This is a genomic window from Candidatus Poriferisodalis sp. (genome assembly GCF_965204195.1).
Lineage (GTDB): Bacteria > Actinomycetota > Acidimicrobiia > Acidimicrobiales > Poriferisodalaceae > Poriferisodalis.
Genome location: NZ_OZ241975.1, coordinates 404551 through 417905 on the forward strand (window position 1 = coordinate 404551; position 13355 = coordinate 417905).

The window sequence follows — 13355 nt, forward strand, 5'->3', positions numbered from 1 at the left end:
TTCTGCACCAGCGCTGTAGGTACGGTCAGCCATCGTGAGGCTGGCACGCGTATCGGCGGCACTGCTTGTGGCACCACTGCTCGCGGGCGCATGCGGGATCACGGCCGACGATCCCGGCGGGCGGACTGTCGACTGGCAGGTCGATCCGGCGTCTGCAGGGACCACCTCTGTCGTGACGGCGCCGGCGGCACTGCGGACCGCCGACTCTCCCGCGAGTTCCGTTCCTGCGTCCCCAAGCACCGCACCTGGATTGACGGCACCGCCGCAGACGAGCGAACCGACGGACGGCGATGCTGTGCCTTCGCTTGCCGAGACTCGGTTCGAGTTGGTGCCGGTGGCTGAGATCGAAGCGCCGGTCGCGCTCGTCGCCAAGCCCGACACCGGCCAGCGGTACGTGGCGACACTGACGGGGCAGGTGTGGCTGCTGGACGTCGCTGACGGAAGCGATTCCGATGACGGGGCCGTCGCCCGGGCCGCTCCGCGGCTCGTGGCCGACATCGGTTCGAGGGTCAGCCAAGGATGCGAGAACGGGCTGCTCGGCATCGCATTCAGCCCCGATGGATCGCAGCTCTACCTCAGCTATACCGACACGGCCCGCAACAGCCGGATCGCCGTGATGCCCATGGACGGCGAGACACCCCAGACCGACCGGCGCCGGGTGCTGCTGGCGCTCGATCAGCCGGCGTGCAACCACAACGGCGGCGACCTGACGTTCGGGCCCGACGGGAACCTGTGGATCGGCTTCGGCGACGGCGGCGGCGCGGACGACGTCTTCGGCCAAGGCCAAGACCGCTCCACCCTGCTGGCCACGATGGCTCGCATCGACCCGAACCCCGCCTCTGGACAGGGTTACGGCATTCCCGCCGGCAATCCGTTCGCCGCCAGCGGCGGAGCGCCCGAGGTGTGGGCATACGGCGCCCGCAACCCGTGGCGCTTCTCGTTCGACCGGCTGACCGGTGACCTCTGGATCGCCGATGTCGGCCAGAACCGCATCGAAGAGATCCACGTGTTGCCCGCTGCTGAGGGCTGGCTGCCTGGCGCCAACCTCGGCTGGCCGCTGTTCGAGGGCAACGAGCGCTTCTCCGGCGACCGGACACCTGCCGATCTCGTCTTCCCCGTCTACACGTACACCCACGACGAGGGCTGCTCGGTGACCGGGGGCTACGTGTACCGGGGCGGCGACATAGCGGCGCTGGAAGGCACCTACGTGTTCGGCGACTACTGCACAGGCGATCTGTGGGGCCTCGTCCGCGGCCCCGGCGGCACGGCCGAGCGCATCGATCTGGGCGTGTCGGTGCAGCGCAGCTCGCTCGTGTCGTTCGGCGAGGACGCCGACGGCGAGCTCTACGCGCTCAGCAGTGTCGGCGCGGTGTTCCGCCTAGCGGCTGTAGAGCCCTAACGGCCACGGCTCGCCCTGCGCTGTCCGCGCTGGCTCCCCATTCTCATGCGATTGGGCTCGCGGGCCGCTCGGGCCCCGGGCTCAACCTCTTACTCGGCGCCGCCCTCGGCCTCAGCGTCCGTCTCTGGCTCGATCTCGGGCTGCCACTGACCCCAGGTGACGTCGGTGATCAGGCGATACATCCACCGGGGCTGGCCGGTTTCGATGCCCCACACGTTCACGCCGCGTCCGCGGTCGCGGAACCAGCCGATCAGCGACTCGATCGAACCCGAGGCGTAGAGCAGATGGCAGTCGGTTGGCGACCAGATGGCAACCCGGGTCGGCGCAGGCAGCGTGTGCACGAGTTCCACGTCGCCTTCGGGCGAACCCGGCGTGTGCAAGTACAGCGCTTCGCGCTCCGGCATGCCGTCGCCGTCGTCGTCGTGCTGGGCCACATAAGCGACACGGCCGTCGTCAGACCATGACAGCGAGTTGCCAGATTCCGCCAGCGTGGTCACCTCACCCGTGCCGTCGGCTCGCTCAGTGCGAGCGACAAGGCCCGTCACGTTGTCTTCGTGGTCGCGCAGCATCTCGGTGTAGGAGATGTGCGTGCCGTCGTGCGACCAGAAGATCCAGCCATACGCCGACGGAGAGAGCTCGCCGATGAACCGCTTCGAGCTCCCGTCGCGATGGGCCACCCACGACAGCTCCGGCAACAGGAAGTCGGTCACCGGGCGGTCGGTCTCTTCGCCGTATTCGAGGTAGGTGCTGTCGGGCGACCATCCCAGGAACTCCACGTTCTCGGCGATCCGAACCGGCTCGGCGTTGCCGTCCACCGAGCTAATGCGCAACTCCGTCGAGCAGTCGTCCGGATCGAGCGCCTCGTAGGCGAAGTGCTTCCCGTCGGGCGACCACGGGTTGACGATGACCACTGTCCAGGCGTGGTAGTGGACCGGGCCGATCTCGCGTGTCTCGCTGCCGTCGGCAGACGCAAGCCACAGCACCCAGCTCTCATCGGTCGGGTCGGCGGGGCATTCGTGCGGCGTGGCGTACAGGAGGTGCCTGCTGTCGGGCGACCAGCGCAGGATGACGGCATCGTCGGCCAGCGCGATGGGCTCGGCGCTGCCGTCGGTCGGCTCAATGCGAGCCTGGTTGACCTCCTCGCCCGTCTCGGGGTCGGCGTGCTCGGTGACGTACGCCATGTAGGCGCTGTCGCGCGACCAGATGAAGTCGCGGAGGTCGCCGTAGTACCAGGTGCGTGCTTCCATCTGGCCCAGGCTGCGCTGCGGAGCGCCGTCGGCGTCGAACAGCAGGGCCTCAAATGAATCGAGTCGGCCGTTGTCGTCGGTGTCGGCGTTGTTCCAGACAAGGAGGTGCTCGCCGTCGGGCGACCGCCACGGCCATTCGCCCTCGGGCGCCACCAGCTCGGCTTCGCCGTCGGGCGCGGCCACCAGCACCTGCTTCTCGTCGTCAGCCCACGTCAGCCGCGCGTCGCTGTCGTGCCATTCCCAACCGTTGTGGTCGACGGTGCGCAGCATGCGATCGCTGCCGTCGGCTCGAACCGTGAACAGCGTGGAGCCGATGCCCCGGATGCCCGATGCCTCGGTGAGCGCCAGGAACGGCGACTGATCGCTCTCGTCGGCAGCGCCGGGTCGAATTCGCTCACCCCTGCTGATCACCTCGAATGTCGTGCGTGCAGCGCTGTTGAGCGTTGCCACCTCCACGGCAGGAGACGGTGCGTCGGTTGCGAGCGCAACGCGCTCCACCGAGACGTCGGACTCGATCTCCTCCAGCACCGCTTCGACTGCTGCCTCCGCGGCCATGCCAGCTTCGTCGGCGAGCCCGGCGAACACGATCCGTGCCGGTCGGTAGTCCGCGATCAGCGACACCGTCGCGTCGGACAGGCCGTCGGCGACAGTGGCAGGCGAGATGTACGCGATGGCGACATCCTCGAAGCCTGCGGCGAACTCCCTCGCAGTGTCGATGTCGGCATCGTTCCAGCCGTCGGCCACGATCAGCACGACAGTGTCGAGTCCGACGCGGTCGGGCAAGTCCAGCCCGATGCGAGCGGCCGCAGCCGACGTCTCGGCGCGGGTAGCCCCGTCGAGCTGCTGCAGCACGCCCCACCGGTAGGCCGAACGCACTGCTGCGGAGAACTCATCCATCACCGCCGGCGGCACGGCGTCGGGGCCGCCGAGGACCATCACGCGATCGGGTGCAAATGTGGCGATGAGCTCTGAAAGCTCTTCGGGCACGCCGTCGGAGCTCAGGCATGCCGCGGCCGCGTTGCGGGAATGCCGGGCCAGCTCCACCGCTGCTGTCGTGTCGGCCGAGCTTTCGCAATTCGCGACCACCAGCGTCAGGTTGGGCCCGCTGCGCACGTAGTTCGCCGGCGGTTCCTGTGCTGCGGCGGGCGTCGCCAGCACGACCGCACCCAGCAGGGTCGCGAGCGCCATCGCCGCAGCGGCAACTCGTGCCCGCCCCCCGTGTCGCCGACCCGACAGGGCGTGCGGACTGGCTATTGCATGAGGCATGTTCATCGGGGCGGAATGCTACCGCTGGGTCGATTGACCACTGCTGCGCTGCCAGCGCTCAGCGGGGCTGCCATTCGCCCCAGGTGACGTCGGTGATCAGGCGGCGCGTCCAGAGCGGTTCGCTGGTGGCCACCACCCAGGCATCGGACCCGCGCCGGCGGTTGATGAACCAGTCCAGCAGCAACTCCGTCGGACCCGAGACGTACCCGAGGTACTCGCCGCCCGGCGACCATCTCGCTCCCAGCGTGATATCTGTCAGCTCGTAGACGAGCGTGACATCGGCGTCGGGCGATCCCACCGTGTGGATCCGCAGCGCTCGACGGTCGATCTCGCTGTCGCCGTTGGGGTTGTAGTGAGCGACGTAAGCCAGACGGCCGTCAATAGGCGACCATGCAAGCACGTTGCCCATCTCGGCGAGCAGTGTCGGACCGCCGATCCCGTTGGTTCGCATCACTACGGGCCGGGTTCCGGTGGGTTCGCCTTCGGCGTCTCGCAGCACCTCGGAGTAGGCGAGGTGCTCGCCGTCGTGCGACCACAGCACGTGGCCGAAGACCGTGGGACGCGCCTCACCCAACTCGCGCCGGTCGCTGCCGTCGTGGCGCACCACCCAGGCGTGCTCCCGCAGCGGGACCCCCTTGCCTGCGGTGCCGACCGTGAGGCCGAATGCCAGGTGGGAGCCGTTGGGCGACCAGCCCATGAGCCGCCCGCCGTCCACTGCGCCGAGCGGTGAGGCCTCTCCGGCGGCCGATTCCACCTTGAGGCGTGTCGAGCAGTCCGACGGATCGAGCGATTCGTAGGCGAGATGACGGCCGTCAGCAGACCACAGATGCACGAATCGCCACTGGATGCGATCGATCGGACCCACCTCGCGAGGTGCGGCGCCGCCGGTGCCCGACACCCACAGGATCTGGCTGTCATCGCGCCCGTTGCCGTCGCAGTCGTTCGGCGACCCATACGCGAAGCGGGAGCCATCGGGCGACCAGCCCAGGAACGTGACGTCGTCGCCGAGCGTGATCGTCGGCGCCGACGCATCGGTCGACCAGATGCGGGCAACCGATGTGGTGTCGCCGGTCTCGCCTTCGGCGACCAGCTCGACATAGGCAAAGTGCTTGCCGTCGGGCGACCATGACGACAGGGGCAAGTCGGCATAGAGGAACGTGCGGTAATCGACAACGCCAATTCGCCGGAGACCGCGCCCGTCCGCGGTGGCAATGTGCGCTGTCGTGCGATTGCGGGCACCGAATGCGGAGGGTCCGGCGAAGCTGAAGGTGACGACATGGCTGCCGTCGGGTGACCAGGCCGGGTACTGGCCCGGCTCGAACAGGACGCTCTCGTCGCCGGCGAGCTCGGAGACTCGCAGCCGCCCGTCGAGGCCGGTCCAGCTCAATTGGCCGCTGTGGGGGTTCCACGCCCAGCCTCGGTGTTCTGTCGAGTGCAGCTGGCGCCCCGAGCCGTCAGCGCGAACCGTCCAGAGTCGGTGTCCGCGCCCTGAGCCCAGGGGGCCGCGCGCCGAACTCGCCGCCAGGACCGGTGCTTGCTCGCCGGTCACCGTCGTGCGCCGGTGCGTGCCCTCGACGATGGACGTGAAGATCTCGCGGGCCCGCTGGACCGATGGCGATGCCTCGGGCGTGAAGAAGCGAGGCTCGCCGGCCGCAGCGATGCGCTCGATCTCGACGACCAGATCGTTCGCGTCGAGCGCTGCAGCCAGCGCCATCTCGGTGGCTGCGCCGATCTCGTCGGGACGGCCCACCACGACGACGCGCGCCGGCCGGTAGTCGGCAAGAAGCGACGCTGTCTCGGCGGGGAGACCCTCGGTGATGGTGCGAGGCGTGATGTACGCAACAGCGGCATCGCCCGTGACGCCCGCTGCATCAGCAGCCGTGCGCACGTCGCTGCCGTTCCAGCCGTTCGCAACGAACAGCGTGACGGTGCCCGGGCCCGCGACCTCGGGCGATTCGAGGGCGGCGCGCGCCGCCAGCGCGGCGGTCTCGATTCGCGTGGCGCCGTCAAGGCGCTCGACGACCGTCCAGCGATATGCAGCACGTGCCGCTTCCGTCAGCTCGTCCATCGCCGCCGCCGGTATCGCCGTCTCGCCGCCCACCACGATCACACGGTCGGGTGCGAACTCGGCGATGAGCGCGGCGGTGTCCGGCGACAGGCCGCTCGGATCGACGCACACTTTCGCTGCGTTGCGAGCGTGGGCCGCCAGCGCCTCGGCGACCGCGTTATCGGCCGGAACTGGGCAGCTCGCCACGACCAGCGTCAGATTCGGCCCGCTGCGCACGAAGTTCGACGGCTGCTGTGCAGCAGCCGGGAGCGCAGGCACGGCGATTGCCAGCGCCGCAAGCAGCGCCACCGCCGCCTTGGCGGTTCTGGAGCGGGGCCGGTTATGGCGCGTCACGGGCGAAGTCTCTCCACGAACGCGGCACGATAGTCACGCGTACGATCAGCGCCTGACCGGCTCAGCTCTGGCCAGCAAGCTTGCGGTTCTTGATCTTGGCCTTGACGTAGTCGCGGTTCATGAACGCGATGAAGTCGAGGCTGATCTCCTTGGGGCAGGCCTCGGTGCACTCGCCGTGATTGGTGCACGAGCCGAAGTACTGCTCCATCGTCTCCACCATCGCCTCGGTGCGTTCCCAGCGCTGGGGCTGGCCCTGGGGGATCAGGTTGAGATGCGCCAGCTTCGCCGAGGTGAACAGCTGCGCTGCCGAATTCGGGCAGGCCGCCACGCACGCCCCGCAGCCGATGCACGCCGCTGCGTCCATCGAGGTGTCCGCGGCTTCCTTCGGCACCGGCGTCTGGTTGGCGTCGCCGACCGCCCCGGTGTTGACCGAGATGTAGCCGCCGGCCTCGATGATGCGATCGAACGAGCTGCGGTCCACCACCAGGTCGCGCACCACCGGGAATGCCTTCGCCCGGAACGGCTCCACCGTGATGACGTCGCCGTCGGTGAACTTCCGCATGTGCAGCTGGCAGGTGGTGGTGGCCAGCTCGTGCCCGTGCGCCCGGCCATTGATCATCAGGCTGCACATGCCGCAGATGCCCTCGCGGCAGTCGTGGTCGAACTCGATCGGGATGCCGCCCTCGTCGATCAGCCGCTCGTTGATGATGTCGAGCAGCTCCAGGAACGACATGTCCTCGCTGATATCCGGGGCGTCGAAGGTGTGGAACCGTCCCGGCGCATCGGGTCCGTCCTGGCGCCAGATGCGCAGCGTGAGGCTCAAGGTGCCACCGTGCGCCGGCTGGCTGGCCTGGCCGTTCTGGCCGTTGGTCCCGCTCACTTGTAGCTCCGCTGTGTCAGTGCCACTTCTTCGAACTCCAGCTCCTCGACGTGACGGGTCTGCACGGTGCCGGTGTCGTGCCATTCCCAGGCGGCGACGTGGGCGAAGTTCTCGTCGTCGCGTTGCGCCTCTCCCTCGGGCGTCTGGTGCTCGGCCCGGAAGTGCCCGCCGCAGCTCTCCTCGCGCAGGAGCGCATCACGGGCCATCAACTTGGCCAGCTCGAAGAAGTCGGCCACCCGGCCGGCCTTCTCCAGGCTGGAGTTCAGCGTTGTGCCCAATCCGGGCACCCGCAGATCGGCCCAGAACTCGGCCTCCAGCGCCGGGATCTCCGACAGGGCCTTCTCGAGGCCCTCGGCGGTGCGCTCCATGCCGATGTAGTCCCACACGATCTTGCCCAGCTCCCGGTGGAACCAGTCCACCGAGCGGGTGCCGCCGATCGACAGGAACTGCTGCGTGGCGTCGTTCACCTCCGACACTGCCTGGGCGAACACCGGGTCGCTGAGCGGCACCACCGGCTCGCCCAAGCGGGCCGCCAGGTCGTCGCCGATCGTGTACGGCAGCACGAAGTAGCCGTCGGCCAGGCCCTGCATGAGCGCCGAGGCGCCCAGCCGGTTGGCCCCGTGGTCGGAGAAGTTGGCCTCGCCGATGGAGTAGCAGCCGGGCACCGTGGTCATCAGGTGGTAGTCGACCCACAGCCCGCCCATCGTGTAGTGGATGGCCGGGTAGATGCGCATCGGCACTGCATAGGGATTCTCTCCCGTGATGCGCTCGTACATGTCGAAGAGGTTCCCGTACTTCGCCGCCACGGCGGTGTGGCCGTCGCGCTCGATCACCTCGGAGAAGTCGAGGTACACGCCGTTGCGCAGCGGCCCCACGCCCTTGCCCTGGTCCACCACGGTCTTGGCGTTGCGGCTGGCCACGTCGCGCGGCACCAGGTTCCCGAAGGCCGGGTACTTGCGCTCGAGGTAGTAGTCGCGCTCCGACTCCGGAATCTGGTCCGGCGAGCGGGCGTCGTCGAGCTGTTCGGGCACCCAGATGCGGCCGTCGTTGCGCAGCGACTCCGACATCAGCGTCAGCTTCGACTGGAACTCGTCGCTGGCGGGGATGCAGGTGGGATGGATCTGCGTGTAGCAGGCGTTGGCGAAGTAGGCGCCGCGCCGGTGTGCCCGCCACGCGGCGGTGACGTTGCAGGCCATGGCGTTGGTGGACAGGTAATAGACGTTGCCGTACCCGCCGGTGGCCAGCACCACCGCATGGCCGGCGTGCGCTGCGATCTCGCCCGAGATGAGGTCGCGGGTGATGATGCCGCAGGCCCGCCCGTCCTTGGTGACGAGGTCGAGCATCTCGGTGCGCGTGTACAGCTCGACACCGCCGGCCGCCACCTGCTTGGCGAGCGCCTGGTAGGCGCCCAGCAGGAGCTGCTGGCCGGTCTGGCCGCGGGCGTAGAACGTGCGGCTGACCTGCGCTCCGCCGAACGAGCGGTTGTCGAGCAGGCCGCCGTACTCGCGTGCGAACGGCACGCCCTGGGCGGCGCACTGGTCGATGATGTTGAGCGACACCTCGGCCAGGCGGTGCACGTTGGCCTCACGGCTGCGGTAGTCGCCGCCCTTGACCGTGTCATAGAACAGCCGGTGCACCGAGTCGCCGTCGTTGGTGTAGTTCTTCGCCGCGTTGATGCCGCCTTGGGCTGCGATCGAGTGCGCCCGGCGGGGCGAGTCGTGAAACGTGAACACCTTCACCCGGTAGCCCAGCTCCGACAGCGACGCCGCCGCAGAGGCGCCCGCCAGGCCGGTGCCCACCACGATGATCTCGAAGCGGCGCTTGTTGTTCGGGTTGACGAGCTTCATGGAGAACTTGTGGTCCGTCCACTTGTCGGCCATCGTGCCGTCGGGCACGCGGGCGTCGAGCACGCCGTTGGATGCACCGTTCCCACCGCTGTGCGACTCAGCCATGTCAGTGCGCCTCCGCAGCTTCGCTGTGCTGGTTGTGGCCTGCGCTGCTTCGCGCGGGGGCATTCATCGCCATGTCAGTGCGCCTCCGCAGCTTCGCCCAGACACTCCAGGCCGGTGGTGTCGTTGACCGGGCAGTCCCGGTTGTCCTCATCGACCAGGCGGGCCTGCACCAGCACCGGGAACGACAGATTGCCCACCAGCACCACGCCGGCCAGCACCGTGGCCAGGTTGCGGCGCAGGCCGTTGTAGCGCGGATTGTTCACGCCGAGGCTCTGGAACATGCTCCAGGTGCCGTGAAAGATGTGGATGGCCAGCGCAACGTTGGCCACGACATAGATGATCGCCACCGGGATCGACGACAGCGACTCCACCACGTTGTGGTACGGATCGCCCCGCACATAGTCGTCGCCCAGCCACCAGCCCCACGTCAGGTCGGCCAGGTGGAACAGCACGTACAGGCCCACGATGGGACCCGTCCAGCGCATGGTGCGCGAGGCATAGTTGGCAGCGATGTAGTCGCGCTTGGATGCGTACTTCTTGGCGCCGCCCACGAAGCCCGCCCGCTCCGACGCCAGCCGGCTGCGCTCCTTCAGCGTGTACGCCGAGTGCAGGTGCACCACGAACATCGCCAGCAGCCCGACCCGCATGATCCACAGCAGCAGCGTGCGGGGCAGCAATCCGCCGCCGAGGTCGCGCAGCGTCTCGGCGTACTCGTACATCCGCGAGGGACCCTCGTAGAGGTGCAGGTTGCCGACCATGTGGACGATGACGAAGCCCAGCAGCCCGATGCCGGTCCATGCCATGACCCACTTGCGGCCGATGGCTGACTGGTAGATGTTCAGTGGGAATGGCAGCGGACGCTTGGACTTGAACACAGGTGCAGACCCGGCGGCCTGCGTGGCAGTCGGCGCCATGTGTTCCTCCTGGGGGCGGCGGTTGGCGCGGCTCAGTCGGGGGCCGAGCACGCCAGGGTCGTACGGTACTTGCAGATTCCTTGCGAGCGCCGAGGCTTCGCTTCGCTACGCCGTCGCTCGCCCGACAAGATTCGGGTTTTGTCGGCTCAGCTCACGCGTCCGTTCGCCTCACGGACGCTGCCCGAGTGCCGCCTTCGGGCGGATCTGGGTTTGGGGGCGGGTGGGGTCGGCGACTTGCATGGCTGTGCGCGCGGTGCGGTCTGCCCATGAGCTGAGCCGCGGTGTTCGGCGTCGGTTGCCGGGTGGGTGCACTGGTTGCCAGGTGGCGACGCTGGGGTGGTGGCCTGCGTGATCGGCTGCGGCGCTGGCGGCTTGGGCAGCGAGCGCGCGCAGGCCGCGTTGGGCGCCGGCGAACACGCTGGGATCGAGCGTGACCTGCTGGCACAGCAGCCGGCCGTCGGTGTTCGCTGACTCGTAGAAGCTGGGATGGCTCAGTTCGTGCTCGACGATGCGCAGGGCGTCGAGCCCGTCCCGGTGGGGTTCGCCGTTCACTGCCAGCTTGCCGCGGCCGATTGACACGGTACGGATGCCCGTCGGGAGTCTCACGGCATGGCTGGAGCGCCCGTCGACTGCGACGTCGATGTCGATGCAGTACTGCGCTTGGTCGCCCATGCCGGCGGGCCACCACAGCGACGGTCGCTCGATCGCAACCAGCCACTCCAGATCGTTTCTGCCGCGGGCCAGGACGGGTTCGGACACCGACAGGCCGTCGCCGAGGACTGCGACTTGACGCGTCGGGTCCTTGGACCACCCGGCATCGGGGTCGGCGGTGGGCAGCACGGTGGTCGTCACCTCTGCGCGGTGTGTGCCGCTGCTGTCCACGGTCGCCGCGACGCGCAGCACCGCCCGGTCGGGGCTCGCCTCGATGACCAGCGCACGCACACGTTGGATGCGCGCTGGTCCGGTTCGCTGGATCTGCACCTGCGCGTTCTCGGGCTGGGGCACGCGGGCGGTGCCGTGCGCAGCTTCGACTGCTGCCAGGTGCTCGCGACCGCGGCGGAGCAGATGGTCCACCTCGAAGGCGTGCTGCGCATGACGTCCCCGCAGATCCCCTAGGTACGTGCCGTCGAACCACAGGTGACCGAGTTCGCACAACCCGCTCGCAACGAGCCACCAGCGAGCGTCCCGGTGAGTGTCCCGGTGAGTGTCCCAGTGAGTGTCATCGTGTTCAGCACTGTCCAGCTCAGCCGCCAGATCCGCCGGCAGCTCGAAGTGCCGCCGGTACAAGACGGCGTTCTCGTCGGCGAGGCCAGGGTCCAGCCACCACCGGCCGGGAGTCGAGGTTGCCTGCCAGCCCGACTCGTCGAGCCCACGGTCGGCCACCGTTCTCCACTCGCCGGCCCCTGCCGCCCGCACCAGCCAGTCGCCCGCCAGCGACCGGGCGTCTCCGCCCTCGGAGGTCAAGGTGAAAATCACTGAAAGATATTGAAAGGGACAAAAAAGAGAAATGCGAATATCATGCGAGACCCCCGCCCAGCTAGCCGAGCGGGGGTCTTCGAGGAGCGGAGCTGTACGGCTTCGTTCCAGGGGGCAGCCGGGTGGCCGGGAGGGGCTGTAAATCCATTCCCGAGGGGTTCGATTCCCCTTGCCTCCACCAGTCACGCTATGCGGGACAAATCGGAGGCGCAACCGGGACGGACTCCAAAACTACTCCCGAGGGGTACGAGCCCCCGCGCCTCCGCCGGTCACGCTACGCGCAGGGAACTTGCGGTGCAACACACCTGCGCGGAATCGAAGCGGGCGGGTAGGTTGCCCGCCATGACCCAACCCACCACGCTCGGCGAACTGCGCAAGATCGGCTGGGTCTCCCGGCCGGTCAAAGAGGAGATGCGTGCGAATGCCGCGAAGGCCATCGCCGCATCCGAGCCGCTGTTCGAAGGAGTGCTGGGCTACGAGAACACCGTGCTGCCCCAGCTCGAGAACGCCATGCTGGCCGGCCACGACGTGGTGTTCCTGGGAGAGCGGGGCCAGGCCAAGACCCGCATGATCCGCTCGCTGGTGAACCTGCTCGACGAGTGGATGCCCTACATCGAGGGCTCGGAGATCTTCGACGACCCATACAACCCGGTGTCCCGCCATGCCCTCGATCTGGTTGTCGAGCACGGCGATGACACGCCGATCGCCTGGGCGCATCGCAGCATTCGCTACGGCGAGAAGCTGGCCACGCCCGACACGTCAATTGCCGACCTTATCGGCGAGGTCGACCCGATCAAGGTGGCGGAGGGCAGGTACCTGTCCGACGAGCTGACGCTGCACTACGGCTTGGTACCGCGCACCAACCGCGGCATCTTCGCCATCAACGAGCTGCCCGACCTGGCCGAGCGCATCCAGGTGGGCCTGCTGAACGTTCTCGAAGAGCGCGACGTCCAGATCCGTGGCTACAAGATCCGCCTACCGCTCGACGTGCTGCTGGTGGCCACCGCCAACCCCGAGGACTACACCAACCGGGGCCGCATCATCACACCGCTGAAGGACCGCTTCGGCGCCCAGATCCGCACCCATTACCCGCTCGATGTCGACACCGAGATGGATATCGCGTCGGCGGAGGCCCGCCCGCTGGACCTGACCGAGATGGGCGAAGGCGTGGTGGTCACGTTGCCCGACTTCATGGCCGAGATCGTGGCGACCTTCAGCCATGTGGCCCGTGCCAGCAGCCAGGTCAACCAGCGCTCGGGTGTGTCGGTGCGCATGACCGTCACCAACACCGAGACGCTCGCAGCCAACGCCACCCGCCGGGCGCTGCAACGCGGCGAGCGGCACGTGGTGCCCCGGGTCAGCGACCTGGAATCGCTCATGAGTTCCACCTCCGGCAAGATCGAGATCGAGTCGATGGAGGAGGGGCGCGACGGCAAGATCGTGGAGACCATGCTCAAGGCGGCCGTGCTGGAAGTGTTCAAGAACCGCTTCTCGCCCGACGAGCTGAGCGATGTGGTCGCCAGCTTCGGCGAGGGCAAGGTGGTGCACACCGGCGACGACCTCGGCTCGGAGGCGTACATGGAGCTGCTCGCCGGCAACCAAGCGCTGGCAGTTGCCGCGGAGTCGCTGGTCGCCGCCGCAGCCGATGCGCAGTCGGACGAAGGCGCAGCGCCCGCAGTGCTGGCTTCGGCCGTCGAGCTGGTGCTCGAGGGCCTGCACCTGTCGAAGCGGCTCAACAAGGAGCACGTCGGCGCCCGGGCCACCTACCGCTCCCGCGGCTGAGTCCGCCGCCGCACCCGCCGTCGTGAGAGAGTGAGTTC

The 13355-nt window shown here is 68.4% G+C and carries 8 protein-coding genes and 1 tRNA gene; 3 read left to right on the top strand and 6 right to left on the bottom strand.

What is annotated here, in order from left to right; genetic code table 11:
- Window positions 1-34: 34 nt before the first annotated feature.
- Window positions 35-1399 carry a PQQ-dependent sugar dehydrogenase gene (locus tag ACOGI8_RS01815; RefSeq protein WP_419855197.1) on the top strand — a complete coding sequence of 455 codons (1365 nt, stop codon included), beginning with the start codon at window positions 35-37 and terminating at the stop codon, window positions 1397-1399.
- Between the two features lie 89 nt (window positions 1400-1488).
- On the opposite strand, the gene ACOGI8_RS01820 is transcribed toward ACOGI8_RS01815, so the two are convergent.
- The 6 genes from ACOGI8_RS01820 to ACOGI8_RS01845 all read right to left on the bottom strand — a co-directional run bounded on the left by ACOGI8_RS01820 (window position 1489) and on the right by ACOGI8_RS01845 (window position 11535).
- Window positions 1489-3918, bottom strand: coding sequence for a hypothetical protein (locus ACOGI8_RS01820; RefSeq protein ID WP_419855198.1), 2430 nt, complete (start codon window positions 3916-3918; stop codon window positions 1489-1491).
- Window positions 3919-3970: 52 nt separating this feature from the next.
- Complete coding sequence (locus ACOGI8_RS01825; RefSeq protein ID WP_419855199.1) at window positions 3971-6313, bottom strand: hypothetical protein; 2343 nt, start codon at window positions 6311-6313, stop codon at window positions 3971-3973.
- A 61-nt stretch (window positions 6314-6374) separates the two neighbouring features.
- The gene (locus ACOGI8_RS01830; RefSeq protein WP_419856349.1) at window positions 6375-7136 is read right to left on the bottom strand and encodes a succinate dehydrogenase/fumarate reductase iron-sulfur subunit; all 762 of its coding nucleotides are present in this window, start codon (window positions 7134-7136) and stop codon (window positions 6375-6377) included.
- Between the two features lie 53 nt (window positions 7137-7189).
- Window positions 7190-9073, bottom strand: a complete 1884-nt coding sequence (locus ACOGI8_RS01835; RefSeq protein WP_419856350.1) for a fumarate reductase/succinate dehydrogenase flavoprotein subunit — start codon at window positions 9071-9073, stop codon at window positions 7190-7192.
- 146 nt (window positions 9074-9219) lie between these two features.
- Window positions 9220-10059, bottom strand: coding sequence for a succinate dehydrogenase cytochrome b subunit (locus ACOGI8_RS01840; protein ID WP_419855200.1), 840 nt, complete (start codon window positions 10057-10059; stop codon window positions 9220-9222).
- Window positions 10060-10227: 168 nt separating this feature from the next.
- Window positions 10228-11535, bottom strand: a complete 1308-nt coding sequence (locus ACOGI8_RS01845; RefSeq protein WP_419855201.1) for a hypothetical protein — start codon at window positions 11533-11535, stop codon at window positions 10228-10230.
- Between the two features lie 110 nt (window positions 11536-11645).
- Here ACOGI8_RS01845 and ACOGI8_RS01850 point away from each other — a divergent pair.
- Both ACOGI8_RS01850 and ACOGI8_RS01855 read left to right on the top strand, forming a co-directional pair.
- Window positions 11646-11716: transfer RNA gene (locus ACOGI8_RS01850), tRNA-Tyr, on the top strand.
- Between the two features lie 161 nt (window positions 11717-11877).
- Entirely contained in the window at window positions 11878-13317 is a 1440-nt protein-coding gene (locus ACOGI8_RS01855) for a sigma 54-interacting transcriptional regulator (protein ID WP_419855202.1), read from the top strand.
- The last annotated feature ends 38 nt before the right edge of the window (window positions 13318-13355 follow it).

Coding starts and splice junctions, on each gene's coding strand:
- ACOGI8_RS01840 (WP_419855200.1), bottom strand. CDS start 10,059: ATGGCGCCGACTGCCACGCAGGCCGCCGGGTCTGCACCTGTGTTCAAG.
- ACOGI8_RS01855 (WP_419855202.1), top strand. CDS start 11,878: ATGACCCAACCCACCACGCTCGGCGAACTGCGCAAGATCGGCTGGGTC.
- ACOGI8_RS01835 (WP_419856350.1), bottom strand. CDS start 9,073: ATGGCCGACAAGTGGACGGACCACAAGTTCTCCATGAAGCTCGTCAAC.
- ACOGI8_RS01820 (WP_419855198.1), bottom strand. CDS start 3,918: ATGAACATGCCTCATGCAATAGCCAGTCCGCACGCCCTGTCGGGTCGG.